The organism is Exiguobacterium sp. S22-S28 (assembly GCF_043359615.1).
Classification (GTDB): Bacteria; Bacillota; Bacilli; order Exiguobacteriales; family Exiguobacteriaceae; genus Exiguobacterium_A.
In genome coordinates, this window is sequence record NZ_JBHFFC010000029.1 from 15,209 (window position 1) to 34,344 (window position 19,136).

Consider the following 19,136-nt stretch of genomic DNA (forward strand, 5'->3'; position numbering starts at 1 on the left):
CAAATGGATTGAACTACACCGGAACTAGCTTATAATATAGGAGACAACAGCGAAGGGGAGGAACGAGACATGAAAGTTTTGAAAGCGCTTCCGGGGAAGCATTGGTTATCTGAGTATGACGGTTCAGATTCATATGATTGGCAAGAAGCAGAACAATATTTTTCTTGGGCGACGACGGGGAAAGTCAATATGGCCCACGAAGCAATCGATCGTCATGCAGAAGGCGAACGTGCGAATAAAACAGCATTGATTTATTTCGACGGAACGAAAGAACAAACCTTCACGTATACAGATATGAAACGTATGACCAATAAAGCGGCGAATATCCTGACAGATGCAGGAATCAAAGCAGGAGATCGAATTTTCATCTTCATGCCCCGTTCGCCCGAACTATATTTTGCACTACTTGGCGCATTGAAGGTTGGAGCCATTGTCGGTCCGTTGTTTGAAGCGTTTATGGAACAGGCTGTTCGAGACCGCTTACTGGATTCGGAAGCGAAGATGCTGATTACGACAAAAGCTTTACTGCCGCGTGTTCCTGTTGATGAACTTGCATCTCTCGAACAGATTGTATTGGTCGATGACGAGGTGGAGGAAAGCGACAAGATCAAGGATTTCCGTCACGCCTTTGATCAAGCATCCGAAGATTTTGAACCGGTTTGGTTGGACCGAGAAGATGGATTGATCTTGCACTATACATCGGGTTCGACCGGGAAACCGAAAGGTGTCCTCCATGTTCAGAATGCGATGATTCAACATATGATGACAGGACGATGGGTGCTGGATTTGCAAGAAGAAGATGTTTATTGGTGCACAGCTGATCCGGGATGGGTAACTGGAACGAGTTATGGTATTTTTGCACCTTTTTTGAATGGAGCGACGAATGTCGTCGTCGGAGGACGGTTTAATCCAGATTTCTGGTACAGTGTCATCGAAAAGTATAAAGTAACGGTTTGGTATAGTGCGCCTACGGCGTTTCGGATGCTGATGGGAGCTGGAGCAGACATTGCAAACAAACACGATTTGTCGTCGTTGCGCCATGTGCTTTCAGTCGGGGAACCACTCAATCCGGAAGTCATTCGATGGGGAAAAGAAGCTTTTGATCAAAGAATTCATGATACATGGTGGATGACAGAAACGGGTGCCATGATGATTTGTAATTACAAATCAATGGACATCAAGCCGGGTTCGATGGGTAAACCGATTCCAGGCACAAAAGCAGCAATCGTCGATGATCAGGGAAATGAGTTGCCTCCTTTCCGAATGGGGAATTTAGCATTAAAAACCCCGTGGCCGTCGATGATGCGCCAAATTTGGAACAATCCACAAAAGTACGAGTCTTATTTCTTCAAAGGGTGGTATGTGTCAGGGGACTCAGCCTATATGGATGACGAAGGGTACTTTTGGTTCCAGGGTCGTGTCGATGATGTCATCATGACCGCAGGAGAACGAGTCGGACCGTTCGAAGTGGAAAGTCGACTCGTGGAGCATCCGGCTGTCGCAGAAGCAGGCGTCATCGGAAAACCGGACCCAGTTCGCGGGGAAATCATCAAAGCGTTCATTTCTTTACGTGATGGTTACGAGCCGACGGAAGAACTGAAGCAGGAGATTCAAGCGTTTGTCAAAGAAGGTTTAGCGGCTCATGCTGCACCGCGAGAAATCGATTTCCGTGATAAACTGCCGAAAACACGAAGCGGTAAAATCATGCGACGTGTCTTGAAGGCCTGGGAACTAAATCTTGAGACCGGTGATCTCTCGACAATGGAAGATTAAGAACAATAGGATGATCAAACAAGCCCCGTTTTTCCTGAAGGAATCAGGAAAAACGGGGCTTGTCTTTTTAAATCAATGAAAAGCATTAAAAAACACCGACTCGAAGCGAGTCGGTGAATGAATAAACGGTAACGGGATTACTCAGACTTTTTCTGATCTTCCTCAGTGTTCTTTTTGGCATCAGCGTCGGCTTTAGCGTCATCTGCTTTCTTCTTAGCATCGGCATCGGCTTTGGCTTTAGCGTCATCCGCTTTCTTCTTAGCATCAGCATCAGCATCAGCTTTGGCGTCATCTGCTTTCTGCTTAGCATCAGCATCGGCTTTGGCGTCATCTGCTTTCTGCTTAGCATCGGCTTCGGCTTTAGCGTCATCCGCTTTCTTTTGTGCTTCTTCTTGCTGTTTTTTCTTTTCGGCTGCAGCTTTCTTTCTTGCTTCTGCTTCTTTTTTCTTTTGATCTTCTTCTTTGAAGCGACCAGTATTCTTGAAGTCGTTGGCACTGACTGAAGCAGGTTGATTAAAGCGGGCACCTGATTTGAAATAGCTGCTGTTCGCATTGTACGTCAGATTCGCCATCTGAGCCCATAGGTTTTGTGTGCGTTGGTAGTACGTCGTCGCACCGAGCAAGGAGTTGTTTTGGTCATGACCGGTCCAAACAGCAAGCGTTACGCCGGGGGTCGAACCAACAAGGTACGAGTCTTTGATTTCATTTGTTGTTCCTGTTTTACCTGCCCAGTCTCCAGGTGCTTTGAGTAAGGAGTTCGCGTATTGTGCAGTCCCTTTATCAAAAACACCACGCATCATATCGAGCGTCAAATAAGCAGTACGGGTTTCGTAAATTCGTTTTTTCTTCGATTTTGCTTTGTAGATATTTTTTCCGTCTTTTGTAATCTTGGAAATGACATATGGTTTGACGTATTCGCCATAGTTCGCAAGTGTTGCATAAGCTCCGGCGAGTTCAACCGGTGTGATTTCCATCGTTCCGAGAGCGGCGGACGGCGCATAACGAATGTTATCCGGAATTTCAATTCCCATGTCGACCAATTTTTGAATAGAGTTTGACATGTTCATTTTTTCATACGTCTTAACGGCAGGAACGTTTAGCGACAGTTCGAGTGCTTCGCGTACTGTAACGTTTCCGCGGTAACGTCCACCCTCATTGTTAATCGGATTATCACCGGGTTGACGGGGGACAGTTTGATAATAATATTCTTCATCATTAATGGTCGATGCCGGTGTAATCAAGCCATTTTCGATTCCGTTCGAGTAAACAAGGATTGGTTTCGCGGTCGAACCGATTTGACGTTTTGCCTGGAAGGCGCGGTTGAAGTCATCCGCTGTTCCATCCGTATAGCGTCCACCAACAAAACCGAGAATCCGGCCTGTTTCATTTTGAACCATGACAGCAGCCGTTTCTTCCGGATCTTTTTTCGTAACGGTCTTTTTCGTTTTGGAATTGACCACTTGCTTGTACTGAAGAGCGCTTGGGAAGTTCGATGCATTTTTAGCAGGAGTTTGCATCGCTTCATGGATTTTTTTATCGAGTGTTAAATGAATTTTATATCCGCCTTGTCGTATGGCGACTAAAGCTTGATCGCGGTAATTAGCTTTAACTTCAGCTAATTCTGAAGGTTTGACTTCATCTTCTTTAATGTCATCCTGCTTCATAAAGTAGCTTGTCATGATTTTGAGCGCTTCTTTTTCAGCTAAATCATAAACGTAAGGGTACGTATCCCGTGACCGTTTCGATGTTTTGGCAAAGTCTTTTGTAATATCGTATTTTACAGCTTTCTCATATTGTTCTTTTGTGATGCTTTTTGCGACATACATCCGTTTTAAGACGGTTTTCATTCGATTTGTACTTGGCGTCAAATCTTTTTTGACGACGCCGCCTTGCAGGTAAGGCGTATAATAATACGGATTTTTTGGAATACCGGCCAAGAAAGCGGCTTGAGGCAACGTCAGTTTTTGAGCGGATTTATTAAACACCCCACGGGACGCAGCTTCAATACCAGCGATATTTCGACCTAGTGAGTTTCGTCCGAACGACACGACGTTCAGATAAGCTTGAAGAATTTCATCTTTGGTCATCGCATTTTCAAGACGCAGAGCTAAGATGATTTCTTTTGCTTTTCGTTCAAACGAGACTTCATTCGTCAGGATTTGGTTTTTAATCAACTGTTGCGTCAAGGTGCTTCCGCCTGTACGTGACGCAGAGTTCGTCAACTCTTGAAGAACGGCGCGTAACGTTGCTTTTGGAACAACACCATCGTGTTCATAAAAATCAACGTCCTCTGTCGATAATACGGCATCGAGTAAATAAGGGGAAATTTCTTTGATAGTAACGGGTTGACGTTCTTCATCTGTTGTAATATTCGTCAACTTTTCGCCACTTCCCCAATAAATTTCACTCGTGACGGCATAACTGTTTACTTGTTGCTTCATCTCCGCCAGTTTTGGTGCTTTTGTATCTTTGACGAGTGACGCAAAGTAGCCGCCTGCTGCCCCGACAGAAAAACTTCCGACGAGTAAAACCCCTATGATGAGGAATAAAATGATATTCCAAGATACGTCGTATGTGATATTTGACCAGTGCCGAACGGCTTTCGTCCGGGGATGATTCCAAAACTTGAACCAGTTCTCGCGCATAAATGATCTCCTTTACATCTTAAACTTGGGTGTAAATTAACATTAAATCACAGATAGACGTATTATACCATAATCGAATAGACAGAAAGTGACTTGACAGTCGATTCTGCTTCGACGTATCATGAAGACATCTTAATTAAAAAGTATATAAAAAAACAGCTGTGATTGGAAATAAGTAATGGGACACTCCCTGTATCAGAGACCTAGTGGTGCTGCGAACTAGGACATAGTGATTTCATGAATTACGCTTTCAGGAGCTTCTTGAGAAATCAAGCGGTCTGCCCCGTTACCGGCAATCTAAGTGGCATGAATTTCATGCAATTAGGGTGGTACCACGGAATATTCCGTCCCTTCGTTCACACGAGGGGACGGTTTTTTTTTAGATTATTTTTAGGGGGAAGACAGATGACGTTACTTGAAGATTTAGAGTTTCGCGGTTTAATCAACCAATTGACAGATGAAGAAGGCATTAAGGAATTGTTGGCCAGTCCGACGACGTTGTACACAGGATTTGATCCGACAGCAGATTCACTGCACATCGGACATTTATTGCCGATTCTTGTTTTAAAACGATTCCAACAGGCAGGCCATCATGTCATCGGTTTAGTCGGTGGTGCAACAGGAATGATCGGTGATCCGAGTGGTCGTTCGACGGAACGTTCATTAAACACATCAGATATCGTTGAAGAATTCGCGAACCGGATCAAAGGGCAATTGTCCCGCTTTTTGCCGCTTGAAGGTGAAAATCCCGTGACGATTGCAAATAATCTCGATTGGACAAAAGATTTAACGATTATCGATTTCTTACGTGACATCGGAAAACATTTCCCAATCAGCTACATGTTGGCAAAAGACTCCGTCGACTCACGCCTTCAAAACGGGATATCATTCACCGAGTTCTCTTACATGTTGCTGCAATCATTTGATTTCTTGAAATTATACGAAAACGAAGGATGCCGCCTGCAGGTCGGGGGAAGCGATCAGTGGGGGAATATCACAGCAGGCATGGAATTGATCCGCCGTGTTGGTCATGATCAAAAAGCGTTTGGGATGACGGTACCACTCGTCACAAAATCGGATGGTCAAAAATTCGGGAAAACAGCCGGCGGTGCAGTTTGGCTGGATGCCGATAAAACGACACCATATGAGTTTTACCAGTTTTGGTTCAATGTTGATGATCTCGACGTCATCAAGTTCTTAAAATACTTTACATTCCTGACACATGAAGAAATTAACGTGCTTCAGCAGGAAGTTGAAACGGCACCTGAGAAACGAATCGCCCAGCGCCGGTTGGCAGAAGAGATGACAGTTCTCGTTCATGGCGCAGAGGCACTTGAACAGTCGGAACGGATTACGAAAGCACTTTTCAGCGGTGAAATCAAATCATTGAAAGCAGAAGACATTGCCGATGCCTTCAAAGGCATGCCGCGATTTACGCTCGGTGAAGCAACGAACTTGGTCGATGTCCTCGTTGAAGCAAATATCAGTCCGTCCAAACGTCAAGCGCGTGAAGATGTGACGAACGGAGCGATCTACATCAACGGAGATCGGGAACAAGAATTGACGAAAGAGATTACAAAACAAGATGCGATTGGTGATTTTACGATCATTCGTCGTGGGAAAAAGAAATACTTTGTGCTCGAGCACGCTTAAACACGTTAAAAAACAACGCTGACGGAATTCGTCAGCGTTGTTTTTCTATTACGCGACCCGGAATAAGCGGAGCGGGAGCAAACGCACGGCAATCGTCGTTGCAAGCAACGCTTTTAGGGCATCACCGAGAATAAACGGAATATTGATGGCGAGGGCATCAATGAAAGATAGCTGTAAGACAGCCATCAAACCAAATGTACCAAGCAGATAAACAAGCCCGAGTCCGAACACGATCATGCCGATAAACAGTGGCAGGAAACGACGTGTCTTTTCAGCGACCAGACCAATAAAGAAACCGGCAATCGGGAAAGCAATCAAATAGCCGACCGTCGGTCCGACGAATGGCGCAAGTCCTCCTTTTCCACCGAGTAAGGGGAGACCGGCAGCAGCCAGTAATAAAAAGACTAAGACCGCAAGACCACCACGTTTTGCGCCGAGGATGGCACTGACCGTCATGATGGCAAGCATTTGAAGGGTGATCGGAACGGGTCCGACGAGTTGAAGTTGCGGCAGCAGACTGACCGCAGAAATGATGGCAGCACCTAAAGCGATAAATGTAAGATCTTTTGTTTTCATAACATGACACGTCCTCTTCATTATGTGTTAACCAATATAAATAAAAGGTTAACACATAACGTAGGAAAGGGAAACATAAAAAAAGCACCCACCGAAGTGGATGCTTGAAACAACTGATTAACGTGAGTAGTACTCAACGACGAGTTGTTCTTGGATTTGATCGTTCAATTCAGAACGCTCTGGAAGACGGACGAACGTTCCTTCGAGCTTCTCAGCATCGAAAGTAACGAAGTCTTTAGTTGCTGGAGCAACTTCGAGTGCTTCTTTGATAACGACAAAGTTCTTCGATTTTTCGCGAACTGAGATCGTTTGACCTGGTTTCACGCGGAACGACGGGATGTCGACGCGAGCGCCTTCAACTTGGATGTGACCGTGGTTGACGAGCTGACGAGCAGCACGACGTGTACGAGCCATACCCATACGGTAAACGACGTTGTCAAGACGTGCTTCAAGTAAGAACATGAAGTTCTCACCGTGGATACCAGGCATTTTGCCAGCATCGTTGAAGATACGGTTGAATTGACGTTCGTTTACTCCGTACATGTGACGAAGCGTTTGCTTCGCTTGAAGTTGAAGACCGTACTCAGACATTTTACGACGGCTGTTACCGTGTTGTCCTGGAGCGTACGGACGTTTTGCGATTTCTTTTCCTGTTTCAGTAAGAGAGATACCGAGACGACGTGAAAGTTTCCAAGCTGGACCTGTATAGCGAGCCATAATAAGACTCCTCCTTAGTGTTCGTTATTATTTGCATAAAAATAATAACGCCATCAAACCCACGTTACGCCCATTTCATGATGTGGCACCCTCGCTTGATAGCAAAGTTACACGATGCCCCTCCGGCAAAGCCGAGTCATGAAATGTGATACGTAAGCGATTTGACCGCTATCGTTATCATTTCTGCACTTTTACAAGTATACGTCTGCATATTCCTGATGTCAATCAAATATGACGAAGAAGAATTTCGCTGAACGCTTCTAGACCAGCTTGGTCTGTCTCGTCGAACCGATTGAGTTCAGGACTATCGATGTCGAGGACACCAATCGTTTTTCCGTCCTTGATCAATGGCACGACGATTTCTGAATTGGTTGCCGCGTCACAAGCGATATGTCCCGGAAACGCATGTACATCCAAAACGAGTTGTGTCGTTTGATCTTGTGCTGCTGTTCCGCAGACACCACGTCCGAATGGAATACGGACACAAGCCGGCAGACCTTGGAATGGACCGAGGACCAATTCGTTTTGCTCAGAATCAGTCAAGTAAAAACCAACCCAGTTCGTGCGGTCAAGGAATTGACCAAGCAATGCGCTAGCATTGGCAAGATTAGCGATTTGATTGGTTTCCCCGGTAAGTAAAGCATCGAGTTGTTTGTTCAGCATTTCGTATTGTTTCGTGCGGTCACCATCATAAGTCGTTGTCTCAAACATGTAGCATTCCTCCTGAAAAATCATATTTTATTCATCTTATCGGGTTTTTGTGTCACTGACAAATAATTGATTTTACGAAACGCATCTTAAAAGTTCGGAAGAAATTAGGAAAAACCGCAGTAAATCTATGCAAATCGGTTGCGCTATACTATTATAAGGATAAGATTAAAGCGAATTTCTTAAAATATAATATCGCTTGATAGGGTGGAGGTCGTAACAAATGTGGGCATGGGTGATTGGTGTCATCGTCATCGTATTACTCGTCATGTTATTCAGCATGGTCAGTCGTAAAAAATATTATACGAAAATCGATGAACTTGATCTGCGGAAACAAAGAATCATCAGCGCATCGATTCCGAAGGAGTTGCAGGAACTGAAGGAACTCCCAATGGCGGGTGAGACGGAGACGAAATTCACTTCCTGGCATCAAGCATGGGAGGAATTAGTGACAGTCCACGTCGCGCAAATCGATGAAACATTATATCGGGCGGAAGAAGAATTGGATCGTTATCGGTTCGTCGCCGTTAAAAATGATTTAGAAGTGACGGAGCAACTGATTGCTGAACTTGAGGGATTGATTGATGAAATGTTGACAGAAATGTCAACGTTCAAAAATAACCAATCCATCTTGGCAGAACTGAAAGTCCAAGGTGAAACGAACTCGGGTCAAGTCCGCAAATCACTGCTGTTACAAGCCACATCGTTCGGACCGGCTTTACCGAAGCTTGAAGAGCAGGCAGAAGACATCGATCGGTTACGGACCGAGATGACTGCCTTTGAAGACGCAGGAGAAGTGACGAAAGCTTACGAAACGAGTTTGTTGCTTGAAGCGAAAGTAGAGCAGACCCGTCAACTCGTCGAAGTCATTCCGCAACAATGGAAGACGTTGGCCCATGAATTGAGACAACGTATTGATCAGTTGAGTGCTGGATATAAAGAAATGACGCTTGATGGTTATCCACTCGAACCCCTTGGAATGCAGTCTGATATCAAACGTTTTGAAGAACAACGTTTGAGTCTCGTCAAAAAACTCGAATTTCTTGAAATTACAGGACTTGAAGAGCAGGTACAACAACTTGCTTCGGATATCGACCAAATGTACGATACGTTCCGTCGTGAAGTCGACGCAAGGCACCATGTGAAAAAAGAAAACCAATCATTGAAACAAAAAGCATTACGAATGCGTGAAAAGATCCATCAATTGGCGCAAGAGTTCAGCATGCTTCGTGAAAATTATGAAATTTCAGCGGACTTAGGGGAGTATTACGAATCCATTCAACGGGATGAAGAAATGTTGTTCGGGGCAGCAAAGGATCTCGATGAGTCTATTGCGAGCCGAATCATTCCCTTCAGCATGCTCGAAGATCAAATGCGTGATGCCGTCCGTTTGGAAGAACAGTTGATGATTCAATACGAGCGCTTCTCTGTAGAATTGCAGGCATTACGCAAGGAAGAAACAGAAGTCCGCCAACGTGTCATCGAATGGAAACAACTTTTGTCGACTATTCGTTTACGTTTAAAACGACTGGGTCTTCCGAAAATTCCAAAGGATGTCGAAGAGGCGGTACAAGCATCGAGCCGTTCTTTGCAGACATTGGAGTCACGTTTGGAAGAATTGCCGTTTAATGTCCATTACATCGTTTCCCAAAGTGAAGATGTCAATGGAACGTTTAAAATTCTACAAGAACGGATAGATAAATTAGTATTCGAAGTCACGTATGCAGAACGACTTGTCCAATATGCGAATCGGTTCCGGCGACATGACAATGAGATACATATGTCGCTGACGATTGCTGAGACGAAGTTCCTTGCGGGAGACTACGAACGGACGATCACATTAGGTGAACAAGTGCTAGAACGATTCGAACCAAGCTCAATCGAACGGATTCGAAAAGCATGTGGTCAACCGGAAACGTTACATGCATAATCATCACTGACAACTCAGGGTGGCCGTTCCGGTCACCCTGTTTGTGTAAAAAAGGGAGCGATTGAGATGGGGAAACTATACGTAAACGGGATTATTCGAACGATGACGCATGAAGAAGACATCCATTCAACGATGTTTATTGAAGGGAAACGGATTGTGGCGATGGGAGAAGAAGCCAAATTACGCCGGCGATTCGGGAAGCGGATTTCAGCAATCATTGACTTGAACGGAAAAGCCGTGTATCCGGCTTTCACGGATGCTCATATTCATTTAATCGGATATGGAGAGGCCATTGGTCGAATCGATGCATCGCGCTATACAACGCTTGAAGAGTTGGGGAACGCATTCGTTGAGGCGGAAGCCATCAATGGATTACATGTGGCGGAAGGATACGATGAATCAAAATTAGATCGTGCACCGACAAAAGCATGGTTAAACCAACTCTTCCCGACGGAACCTGCTCTATTGAAACGAACGGACCGCCATACGGTTCTTGTGAACGACGTTTTATTCCGTCAGTTGGGATACAAAGCATCGACTGTCGTAGAAGGTGGGAAAATCGGTCTCCTTGAATCGGGAGAAGCGGACGGGTTTTTGTATGATGCAGCCATTGAGCCGCTCTATGCCTTGCAGTCGGGATCAATTGAACGGAACAAAGCCTCTTTGCGTGCAGCCATCAAGGCGTTGCACCGAAATGGTATTGTTGCTGCTCATACAGAAGATTTGGCGTACCACGGCGAATTGTCGGAAGTATTAGAAGCTTATCGGGAAGTGACGGAAGAAACAGGATTCCATGCGCACCTGCTCGTTCATCATTTGGTCGTCGATCAGTTCATCCAAACGAATCCTGAATTACCGCCGACCTTGTCGGTTGGTGCGATGAAACTGTTTGTCGATGGATCCTTAGGGGGACGGACGGCGTTACTTGGCAGAGGGTATTCAGATGACGCGACGACACGCGGCATCGAAGTCCATTCCCCGGAACAACTGGAACAACTCGTAAAACGAGCCCGGAGCTATGGCTTTACGGTTGCGGCACACGTCATCGGTGACTTGGCGATTGAACGTTTCGTAGATGTCCTTGAGAAGTATCCGGCTCCAAAAGGGACACGTGACCGAATCATCCATGCAACGGTCGTACGTCCGGAACTGTTGGCGCGGATCCGTAAGCTGCCTGTTTTGATTGATGTTCAACCGGTCTTCCTGCTCGACGATGCCGACTTTGCGCAAGACCGTCTTGGGTTGAATCGGCTGGACTGGGCGTATCGTCTGAAATCACTGGCAGAAACGGGCGCTCTTCTGTGCGGCGGATCGGATGCACCGATTTCTGATCCTGATGTTCGGCGTGCCCTGTATGCAGCGACGACTGGAACAGCCGGCAACATCAATAAGACGAACGAAGTCCTCTCGATGTACGAAGCCTTACTCCTGTTCACGAAAAATCCGCATATCGCGACGGATACTCACGGACGAAAAGGAATGTTATTGCCCGGATATGATGCAGATTTTGTCATCTTTGAACAGGATTTTTATCTGTTACGCGGAGAAGACATCCTGCGCAATCGATTGATTGAAACTGTTCAAGCGGGAAAAACCGTATTTGAGGCAACGCCAGTTAGAAATTAAAAAAAACTGCCAATTGGCAGTTTTTTTGTTTTATAAGAACGAGCGTTGAATTTTATGCCAAAATGTATTATTCGTTAATTTAACTGTCTTGAGTTCTTTTTCCGATAATTGAATGTCGACGGAGTCTGTCCGTTTTAAGCTGAGGGCCTCATTGTCCATTCCAATGATCGGATAGTCATTGCCGTCTTCGATGATACGTAAAGACAACTTCCGACCACGGTTCAAGAGGAATGCCGACCCGAGCGTCCGATAACGGTTATTATTGACGGAAGCGATCTCGCTGACTTGCAGACAATGGATCAATGGATCGACGATTGCGCCTGACAAGGATTTGTTGTACGCAGTTGAGCCGGTTGGTGTCGAGATGACCATACCGTCACCGCGGAATGTCTCAAACAGGAAACCATCGATATAGACTTCGATTGCCAGTGATTTGATGATGCTTGATTTGACGGAACATTCATTCAAGCACAACATGCCGGGACCACCGTTGATCGAAGCTTCGAGGAGCGGATAGCGACGGACTTCGATTTCCCCTTCAGAAGCACGGTTGCCGGTTTCTTTGAAGATGGCTTCGACAGAAGACAAATCATTGATGTCGAAATCACAATAAAATGAGTTGGGACCTTCAGCAAATCCGACGTAGATGGCATCTTCGCGGAATCCTGTGAAGCGGGCGGCTTGGAGAAAGGCGCCGTCTCCGCCGATCGAAACGATGATGTTGGCTTGTTTGTGGTCCTGGACGACATTCAATCCATACCGGTTTCCTACTTCAATCAGTTTACGTACCTGTGTCTCGTGTCTTTGTTTATTACGGTAATACAGGTAAACATTGTTTCGAGCCATGGTCAATTCCCCCTTGAAAGCGTTTCATGAACTCCTTCATTATACCTGTATTTGTGATAAATCGGTACTGATAGCTGAGGACGGGAGAAGAAATCTTGTTTTACCGTCCATGTGTTTTTATAGTAGAATAGGACAGGACTTAGAAACTATCGGGAAATGGGGAATTGACATGGCAACATTTAAAGGAAATGACATCACATTAATCGGGACACCGGTTGAAATCGGACAACAAGCACCAGATTTCGAGGTATTGGCCAATGATCTTTCACCTGTGACACGCGACACATACGCAGGCGTCCGGATTATCAGCGTCGTTCCATCTATCGACACAGGTGTCTGTGATGCACAAACTCGTAAATTCAATGAAGAAGCTGCAGGAATCGAAGGCGTAACGGTACTGACGATTTCGAATGACTTGCCATTCGCCCAACGCCGTTGGTGTGCATCAAGCGGACTGGATAACGTCGTGACGTTGTCGGATCACCGTGATCTGTCATTCGGGACGCAGTACGGTGTCGCGATTGAAGAACTTCGTTTATTGGCCCGTTCGGTGTTCGTCATCGATGCAGCAAATGAAGTGGTATACGCGGAGTACCTTGAAGAGTCGACGAACGAAGTCGATTTCGAATCTGCTCTTGCCGCAGCGAAACGTGCAAAAACGACGAAGTAAGAATAGTTTACAAACGGCGTAAAACCGGTACAATGAAGATAATGAGAAAAAACGGCTCCCAAGAAGTGCGGGGGCCGTTTCGTTTTGAAAGGATGGAATACAGATGGAAGCTTTAGAAAAGTTATATAAAGAACTGACACAACAAACACGTAAATTAGAACGTGATCTGGATATGCCGTATTTAGAAGCCTTGACGGAAGTCATCGATCGATTAAACGAGCGGCACACCGAAAATGTAGAATCGGAAACAATCCGTAAAGCCGTCTCACTCGCGATCCTGGAAGGGATGAAACAAGCGCAACCGAATCACTTGCCGACGCCGGACAGCGTTGCTTTGTTTGCGGGTTATTTAATCGGGAAACTAATCAAGAAGGACGATGTCCGTCTGCTTGATCTTGGAAGCGGAACCGGCGGGATGTTGCATGCTGTCCTTAGTCAGCTTTCGAAAGATACCGTCGCAGAAGCGGTCGAGGTGGATGAGACGTTAATTCGTTTATCGGCGTCGGTGACGGAACTGCTGGATTATCCGGTCAACTATACGCATCAAGATGCCCTACGTCCGCTCTTACTCGATCCGGTTGATCTGGCGATGGCAGATTTGCCGATCGGTTATTATCCGGATGAGGAAGCCGCGAAGGAATATGTTTTAAAACGGGATGAAGGAATGAGTTACAGTCATTTTCTGTTGATCGAACAAGCCATGAATTACGTGAAGCCGGGCGGATTCGGTGTGTTCGTCATTCCGAACGGATTGTTCCAACATGATACAGAAGGAAAACTGAAACAGTATTTCGAAACAAAAGCCCATGTCATCGGTATTCTCCAATTACCTTTGACGATGTTCAAACAAGAACAAGCCGCAAAAAGTTATTTGATCGTCCGAAATCACCTCGCGGGTGTGACGATGCCGAAACAAGCGTTGCTGGCAGAGTTACCATCCTTTACCGATGCCCGTGCCTTTGGTGGAATGGTGAAACAGATTGATGAATGGATTGACACAGAATTAAAATGAAATGCGCAAAGTGATTGAAATCTGTTGTTAATTTGACTATTCTAGTGTAGAACAGAAATAGAGCAAGACTCATACAGATGTGAATGTCTACTGATTTCGAATGGAAAAGGGGAAATAAATCATGGCAAAGATTATGGCAGTAAACGCCGGTAGTTCGTCGCTTAAGTTCCAATTACTTGAGATGCCGAATGAGACGATGATTGCAGTTGGTTTAGTAGAACGTGTCGGAAAAGACGACGCAATCTTTACGATTAAATATGGTGAAGGACAGAAATTTACGGATGTTCTTCCACTTGCTACACATAAAGAAGCCGTTGAATTGTCACTTGAGAAATTGATGGAATTTGGCATCATCTCCTCATACGACGAAATCAAAGGTGTCGGACATCGTGTGTTACACGGAAAAGAAAAGTATGCTGATTCTGTCGTCATCACAGAAGAGGTCATGCAAGATATCGAATCATATACAGAGCTCGGTCCATTGCATATTCCACCAAACTTGATCGGAATCCGTGCATTCCAAGCGATTTTACCAGATGTACCACAAGTGGCAGTCTTCGATACGGCTTTCCACCAAACGATGCCGGAAGAAAACTTCCTGTACAGCCTTCCGTACGACTACTATACGGAGTACGGCATTCGGAAATACGGTTTCCACGGTACAAGCCATAAGTATGTCACGGAACGTGCTTCTGAATTATTAGGTCGCCCGTTACAAGACCTCCGTTTGATCTCATGTCACCTCGGTAGCGGTGCTTCCATCGCTGCAGTTGCAGGCGGCGAATCGCTTGATACGACAATGGGCTTCACACCACTTGAAGGAATCACGATGGGGACACGTTCTGGTTCGCTTGATCCGGCTTTGATTCCGTTCTTGATGGAGAAAACAGGAAAAACGGCAGAAGATGTCTTGAACGTCATGAACAAAGAGTCTGGTATTTACGGTCTTTCTGGTCTCTCAAGTGATTTACGTGATGTTGAGTCGGCAGCGACAGAAGGAAACCACCGTTCAGAGATGGCACTCCGAATCTTCGCAAACCGAATCCATGGATACATCGGACAATATGCGGCAGAGATGAATGGCGTTGATGCGATTATCTTCACAGCAGGTGTTGGTGAAAACTCAGATTCGATTCGTGAGCGTGTCCTGCGTGGACTCGAATTCATGGGCGTTTACTGGGATCCATCGCTCAACAACGGCGCACGCGGTGAAGAATTGTTCATTAACTATCCGCATTCACCGGTCAAAGTCATCATCATTCCAACAAACGAAGAATTGATGATTGCCCGCGATACGGTTCGAATCGGTGGATTAGTTGAACAAAACGCTTGATTAAATATTTCTCTTTTAAGCCAAACGTCTGATCACAACAAAAGTTGTGATCAGACGTTTTTTTGATTACAAAAATCATTCATCAGTCCTAAAAAATAAGTTCATATATTTTTCCTGAAACCGTTTATTACAGCGTCTGTCATATAAAAAACGTAAAAAAGAAAGTTAAACCGCTTTTTGTCATAAAAAAGGTTTGAAACGGATGAAATGAGTCTTTTGTAATATAAAAGTAACAATTGCGTCATCTTTTTGTGGTCTATATGTAACGGCACTAGTCCATTTTGTCATGTATATTAATGTGAGTTACAAAACAGAAACAATTATGAAGGAGAGAATACATGATGATGAAACGAATAATCGCTAGTGTTTTAGCAGTCTTGTTAGCACTCAGTTCGTTTGCAGGTCTTCAAGCGGAAGCTGCAACCAAAAAAAATGTCAAGTCGTCGGTCGATAGCCTGATTGTTCGCCAAAAAGCCACAACAGCGTCTAAGAAACTGGGTCTTCTATATAAGAATCAAACATTACCTTACAAAGCAAAAACAGGAAATTGGTATAAAGTAAGTTATAAAGGGAAAACGGCATATCTCAGTGCCCGTTATTCAAAAGTCGTTACATCAAGTGGATCAAAAAAACAATCAACAGGTGGTTGGAAAACGATCACGAACGTAAGTGCGACAGCTTATACACCGTATGATCCAGGCAGTGGTAACTTAACGGCAATCGGTTGGAACATCAAAAGCTCAAAAAAGAAAGTCGTTGCAGTTGATCCGCGCGTGATTCCACTTCGTTCAACGGTCAAAGTTTATTATAAAGGCAAGTTAAAAGGGACATATACAGCAGCCGATACAGGTGGTGCCATCAAAGGTAAGAAAATGGATATCCTGTATTACTCACGTGCCGAAGCTTTTAGCTGGGGTCGTCGTAACGTTACTGTTAAATTTAAATAATTTGTCAGATCTATTGCACATCGGTGTAATAGATCTTTTTTTTGATCAAAAAAACACTCCACCCGCAGGTGAAGTGTTGAAAAATAGTAATGAGTGCGGTTAAAGACGGACAATCAGGACATCACACTTGGCATAACGTGTAATACTTTCAGATACACTACCGATGAAGAATCGTTCAACGGCGTTTAAACCGGTCGCACCACAAATGATCAGGTCGACGTTATGATTGGGTGCAAGCTTTTTAGCGATGGTTACTTTAGGAGAACCGTATTCGATTGCGACTTCGACATCTTTGACGCCGCGTTCTTGTGCTGTCTTGACGTAGTCGTCAAGCAGTTCTTTCGCATACGACTCAGCGCGTTCTGTAATTGTCCGGTCATAAGCCTCGACAGTTGCGAAAGTCCGTGTATCGATGACATGTGCAATGACAAGCTTGGCATCGTTTCGAAGTGAGACGTCAATCGCCGTTTCAAAAGCACGTTCTGCCTCTTTTGAACCGTCGACTGCTACTAAAATGTTATGATATACAATTGCCATTCTGTATCCATCCCTTCGTATTCAACTGATTCTTACACCCTTATTATACCATTCCCTCAAATAGAAGATGACGAACATTTAAGGAGATTTAAAAATTGTTCTTCCTTAAGGGAACCCGTAAGATGGAAGAAGATGAAAGGAGGCGATGCCACGATGAGGCACGCATTGATTACAGCAGGAACAAAAGGGCTCGGGGAGATGGTGACCCGTCGTCTGCTCGAAGAAGGATGGTACGTGACGGCACTTCATCGCTCGAAACCCACCTTTGAGCACGAACGTTTACATTTGATTGAAGCGGATGTGACGAAACAAGACGAATTACTGAGTGCCGTAGAGCAAACAATGGAGAAACACGGACGTATCGATGCCTTGATCTTAAATGCGGGACCGTACATCTTTGAGCGGAAGTCGCTCGTAGATTATTCGGATCAAGAGTGGAATGAAGTCGTAACCGGAAATCTGACGGCTAGTTTTTGGTTGTTACGAAAGATTCTTCCGATTATGCGCGAGCAACACTACGGACGGATTGTTACATACGGTTTTCCGGAGAGTGCGTCAGCACCTGGATGGATTGACCGGGCAGCATTCGCAGCCGCTAAAAGTGGGATGGTCAGTTTGACGAAAAGTGTAGCTCTTGAGGAGGCGGGGCATGGGATCACCGTGAACATGGTCAATCCAGGTAATATCGTGGGTGAGAATAAGTCGAAACGGATTGAGCAGGCAACAGCAGACGATCAGACGCCGGTCGGACGGACAGGTGTCGGCGAAGATATCGCCCGGGCCATCTCGTTTTTACTGGCGGAAGAGTCCAGTTTGATTACTGGGGCAATCCTTGATGTTACAGGCGGCGTCAACGTGGTCCATCAATCGCGTCAATGAGTTTAGGAGAAAGGTTCGAAGATAGGACAACAGGGTCCATTCCGTTTTTCGGAATGGACCCTGTTATTTACTGTACAGATGGAAGGGACTGCAGATGTTTTGGAGATTGGTTTAACGCTTCCGGTCCGTTTTCCGTAAGATGAATATCATCTTCAATCCGGACTCCGCCGACATTAGGAACGTAAATGCCCGGCTCGAGCGTATAGACGATACCCGCTTCAGCCGTCAATAGATTGTTTGAGGCGAGTGACGGGAATTCGTGGACGTCAATTCCAAGACCATGTCCAACCCGGTGTGTGAAGTACTCGCCGTATCCTGCCGTTTCAATGACGTCCCGAGCAGCTTTGTCGAGTGTACCAAGCGTTACACCAACACGACTCGCTGCGGTTGCTGCTTCAAGTGCTTCAAGGACCGTGTTGTAGATCGTTTTCTGTTCTTCGCTCGCTTCTCCGTAAACGAAGGTCCGTGTGATATCGGAACAATAGCCTTTCCACACGACACCGAGATCAAACAGGACGAAGTCTCCTTCTTGAATGACACGGTCACCAGGGACGCCGTGCGGGTCAGCACTGTTTGCGCCAAATAAGACTAACGTATCAAATGACATCTCGCGAACGCCTTTTTTCTTCATTTCAAACTCGATTTCCGCGATGACTTCCATTTCCGTGACGCCGGGACGAATTGCCTGTTTCCCGATTTCGACGGCTTGATCGGCCAATTCGGCTGCTTCGCGAAGGATGTCGATTTCTTGGGCATCTTTTTTGACGCGTAACGCCTGCAGTTGCTCACCGATATCGAGGATTGCCGCATTTTCCTGACGGGACTCCAGTTCCTTGAAACGGCTGAATGTCATATGCTCCCCTTCGATTCCGATCCGATTATTCGAGACGGCAAAGGTTTCGAGAAGCTGATTGATTTTATCAAACGGATTTTCGTGGTCGGCATACGTGACGACGTCTCCATCCCAAGGGCTGGCTGAAACGATATTCGCTTCGAGTGCCGGGCAGAAAAGGGCACGTTTTCCATTCGCATCGACGATGACCGCCATGACGCGTTCGTGTGGTTCAGCGTAGACACCTGAAAAATAGAAAACGCCGGCTTTTGACGTAATCAACGCCACATCGATTCCTGATTCTTGCAATACACGACTAATTTGATTTGTCCGTTCTAACATGTCGTTACCACCTCTCGTTTCTTGTCACGTTTTAGTATACCAAAGTTGGATTTGGAAAACATTTCTCGTAAATCGGGACTGGTACACTTTTCATTCATCCGAGTAGTACA

The 19,136-nt window shown here is 45.5% G+C and carries 16 protein-coding genes and 1 other annotated feature; of the genes, 9 read left to right on the forward strand and 7 right to left on the reverse strand.

Going from position 1 to position 19,136, the window contains the following annotated elements; all coding sequences use genetic code 11:
• Positions 1–69 precede the first annotated feature (69 nt).
• Positions 70–1,773, forward strand: a complete 1,704-nt coding sequence (acsA, locus tag ACHA8N_RS11865; RefSeq protein WP_393965869.1) for an acetate--CoA ligase — start codon at positions 70–72, stop codon at positions 1,771–1,773.
• 137 nt (positions 1,774–1,910) lie between these two features.
• Here the strand turns inward: acsA and ACHA8N_RS11870 are convergent, their stop codons facing one another.
• The gene (locus tag ACHA8N_RS11870; RefSeq protein ID WP_393965870.1) at positions 1,911–4,418 is read right to left on the reverse strand and encodes a transglycosylase domain-containing protein; all 2,508 of its coding nucleotides are present in this window, start codon (positions 4,416–4,418) and stop codon (positions 1,911–1,913) included.
• A gap of 152 nt (positions 4,419–4,570) precedes the next feature.
• Positions 4,571–4,773 (forward strand) — a binding site (T-box leader).
• A 50-nt stretch (positions 4,774–4,823) separates the two neighbouring features.
• Here ACHA8N_RS11870 and tyrS point away from each other — a divergent pair.
• Entirely contained in the window at positions 4,824–6,071 is a 1,248-nt protein-coding gene (gene tyrS, locus ACHA8N_RS11875; RefSeq protein WP_147510597.1) for a tyrosine--tRNA ligase, read from the forward strand.
• A 48-nt stretch (positions 6,072–6,119) separates the two neighbouring features.
• Here the strand turns inward: tyrS and ACHA8N_RS11880 are convergent, their stop codons facing one another.
• From ACHA8N_RS11880 to ACHA8N_RS11890, 3 genes are all read right to left on the reverse strand, one after another.
• Entirely contained in the window at positions 6,120–6,647 is a 528-nt protein-coding gene (locus ACHA8N_RS11880) for a biotin transporter BioY (protein WP_393965871.1), read from the reverse strand.
• Between the two features lie 117 nt (positions 6,648–6,764).
• On the reverse strand, positions 6,765–7,364 hold the full coding sequence (gene rpsD / locus ACHA8N_RS11885) for a 30S ribosomal protein S4 (RefSeq protein ID WP_026827721.1): 600 nt from the start codon (positions 7,362–7,364) through the stop codon (positions 6,765–6,767).
• A gap of 225 nt (positions 7,365–7,589) precedes the next feature.
• Positions 7,590–8,075 carry a GAF domain-containing protein gene (locus ACHA8N_RS11890; protein ID WP_147510599.1) on the reverse strand — a complete coding sequence of 162 codons (486 nt, stop codon included), beginning with the start codon at positions 8,073–8,075 and terminating at the stop codon, positions 7,590–7,592.
• 220 nt (positions 8,076–8,295) lie between these two features.
• Here ACHA8N_RS11890 and ezrA point away from each other — a divergent pair, with 220 nt between their 5' ends.
• Complete coding sequence (gene ezrA / locus ACHA8N_RS11895; RefSeq protein WP_393965872.1) at positions 8,296–10,002, forward strand: septation ring formation regulator EzrA; 1,707 nt, start codon at positions 8,296–8,298, stop codon at positions 10,000–10,002.
• Between the two features lie 66 nt (positions 10,003–10,068).
• A complete protein-coding gene (locus ACHA8N_RS11900) occupies positions 10,069–11,628 on the forward strand; it encodes an amidohydrolase (RefSeq protein ID WP_393965873.1) in 1,560 nt (519 codons plus the stop codon).
• Between the two features lie 30 nt (positions 11,629–11,658).
• On the opposite strand, the gene ACHA8N_RS11905 is transcribed toward ACHA8N_RS11900, so the two are convergent.
• Complete coding sequence (locus ACHA8N_RS11905; protein ID WP_147510602.1) at positions 11,659–12,474, reverse strand: NAD kinase; 816 nt, start codon at positions 12,472–12,474, stop codon at positions 11,659–11,661.
• 163 nt (positions 12,475–12,637) lie between these two features.
• On the opposite strand from ACHA8N_RS11905, the gene tpx reads away from it, so the two are divergent.
• The 4 genes from tpx to ACHA8N_RS11925 all read left to right on the forward strand — a co-directional run bounded on the left by tpx (position 12,638) and on the right by ACHA8N_RS11925 (position 16,436).
• Positions 12,638–13,144: a thiol peroxidase gene (gene tpx, locus ACHA8N_RS11910; protein ID WP_152539603.1), complete on the forward strand. Its 507-nt coding sequence runs from the start codon at positions 12,638–12,640 to the stop codon at positions 13,142–13,144.
• A gap of 103 nt (positions 13,145–13,247) precedes the next feature.
• Positions 13,248–14,156, forward strand: coding sequence for a class I SAM-dependent methyltransferase (locus ACHA8N_RS11915; RefSeq protein WP_147510603.1), 909 nt, complete (start codon positions 13,248–13,250; stop codon positions 14,154–14,156).
• A 121-nt stretch (positions 14,157–14,277) separates the two neighbouring features.
• Complete coding sequence (locus tag ACHA8N_RS11920; protein WP_028105868.1) at positions 14,278–15,489, forward strand: acetate kinase; 1,212 nt, start codon at positions 14,278–14,280, stop codon at positions 15,487–15,489.
• A 341-nt stretch (positions 15,490–15,830) separates the two neighbouring features.
• Complete coding sequence (locus tag ACHA8N_RS11925) at positions 15,831–16,436, forward strand: 3D domain-containing protein (RefSeq protein ID WP_393965874.1); 606 nt, start codon at positions 15,831–15,833, stop codon at positions 16,434–16,436.
• A gap of 99 nt (positions 16,437–16,535) precedes the next feature.
• On the opposite strand, the gene ACHA8N_RS11930 is transcribed toward ACHA8N_RS11925, so the two are convergent.
• A complete protein-coding gene (locus tag ACHA8N_RS11930) occupies positions 16,536–16,973 on the reverse strand; it encodes a universal stress protein (RefSeq protein ID WP_026832327.1) in 438 nt (145 codons plus the stop codon).
• Positions 16,974–17,126: 153 nt separating this feature from the next.
• On the opposite strand from ACHA8N_RS11930, the gene ACHA8N_RS11935 reads away from it, so the two are divergent.
• The gene (locus tag ACHA8N_RS11935; RefSeq protein ID WP_393965875.1) at positions 17,127–17,852 is read left to right on the forward strand and encodes an SDR family oxidoreductase; all 726 of its coding nucleotides are present in this window, start codon (positions 17,127–17,129) and stop codon (positions 17,850–17,852) included.
• A gap of 67 nt (positions 17,853–17,919) precedes the next feature.
• On the opposite strand, the gene ACHA8N_RS11940 is transcribed toward ACHA8N_RS11935, so the two are convergent.
• Complete coding sequence (locus tag ACHA8N_RS11940) at positions 17,920–19,026, reverse strand: aminopeptidase P family protein (RefSeq protein WP_393965876.1); 1,107 nt, start codon at positions 19,024–19,026, stop codon at positions 17,920–17,922.
• Between the last annotated feature and the right edge of the window lie 110 nt (positions 19,027–19,136).

What these genes read in the sequence shown, in the direction of transcription:
- ACHA8N_RS11870 (WP_393965870.1), bottom strand. Translation starts at nt 4,418, where the DNA reads ATGCGCGAGAACTGGTTCAAGTTTTGGAATCATCCCCGGACGAAAGCC.
- ACHA8N_RS11920 (WP_028105868.1), top strand. Translation starts at nt 14,278, where the DNA reads ATGGCAAAGATTATGGCAGTAAACGCCGGTAGTTCGTCGCTTAAGTTC.
- acsA (WP_393965869.1), top strand. Translation starts at nt 70, where the DNA reads ATGAAAGTTTTGAAAGCGCTTCCGGGGAAGCATTGGTTATCTGAGTAT.
- rpsD (WP_026827721.1), bottom strand. Translation starts at nt 7,364, where the DNA reads ATGGCTCGCTATACAGGTCCAGCTTGGAAACTTTCACGTCGTCTCGGT.
- ACHA8N_RS11890 (WP_147510599.1), bottom strand. Translation starts at nt 8,075, where the DNA reads ATGTTTGAGACAACGACTTATGATGGTGACCGCACGAAACAATACGAA.
- ACHA8N_RS11905 (WP_147510602.1), bottom strand. Translation starts at nt 12,474, where the DNA reads ATGGCTCGAAACAATGTTTACCTGTATTACCGTAATAAACAAAGACAC.
- tyrS (WP_147510597.1), top strand. Translation starts at nt 4,824, where the DNA reads ATGACGTTACTTGAAGATTTAGAGTTTCGCGGTTTAATCAACCAATTG.
- ACHA8N_RS11900 (WP_393965873.1), top strand. Translation starts at nt 10,069, where the DNA reads ATGGGGAAACTATACGTAAACGGGATTATTCGAACGATGACGCATGAA.
- ACHA8N_RS11935 (WP_393965875.1), top strand. Translation starts at nt 17,127, where the DNA reads ATGAGGCACGCATTGATTACAGCAGGAACAAAAGGGCTCGGGGAGATG.
- ACHA8N_RS11925 (WP_393965874.1), top strand. Translation starts at nt 15,831, where the DNA reads ATGATGAAACGAATAATCGCTAGTGTTTTAGCAGTCTTGTTAGCACTC.
- ACHA8N_RS11880 (WP_393965871.1), bottom strand. Translation starts at nt 6,647, where the DNA reads ATGAAAACAAAAGATCTTACATTTATCGCTTTAGGTGCTGCCATCATT.
- ACHA8N_RS11915 (WP_147510603.1), top strand. Translation starts at nt 13,248, where the DNA reads ATGGAAGCTTTAGAAAAGTTATATAAAGAACTGACACAACAAACACGT.
- ezrA (WP_393965872.1), top strand. Translation starts at nt 8,296, where the DNA reads ATGTGGGCATGGGTGATTGGTGTCATCGTCATCGTATTACTCGTCATG.
- ACHA8N_RS11940 (WP_393965876.1), bottom strand. Translation starts at nt 19,026, where the DNA reads ATGTTAGAACGGACAAATCAAATTAGTCGTGTATTGCAAGAATCAGGA.
- ACHA8N_RS11930 (WP_026832327.1), bottom strand. Translation starts at nt 16,973, where the DNA reads ATGGCAATTGTATATCATAACATTTTAGTAGCAGTCGACGGTTCAAAA.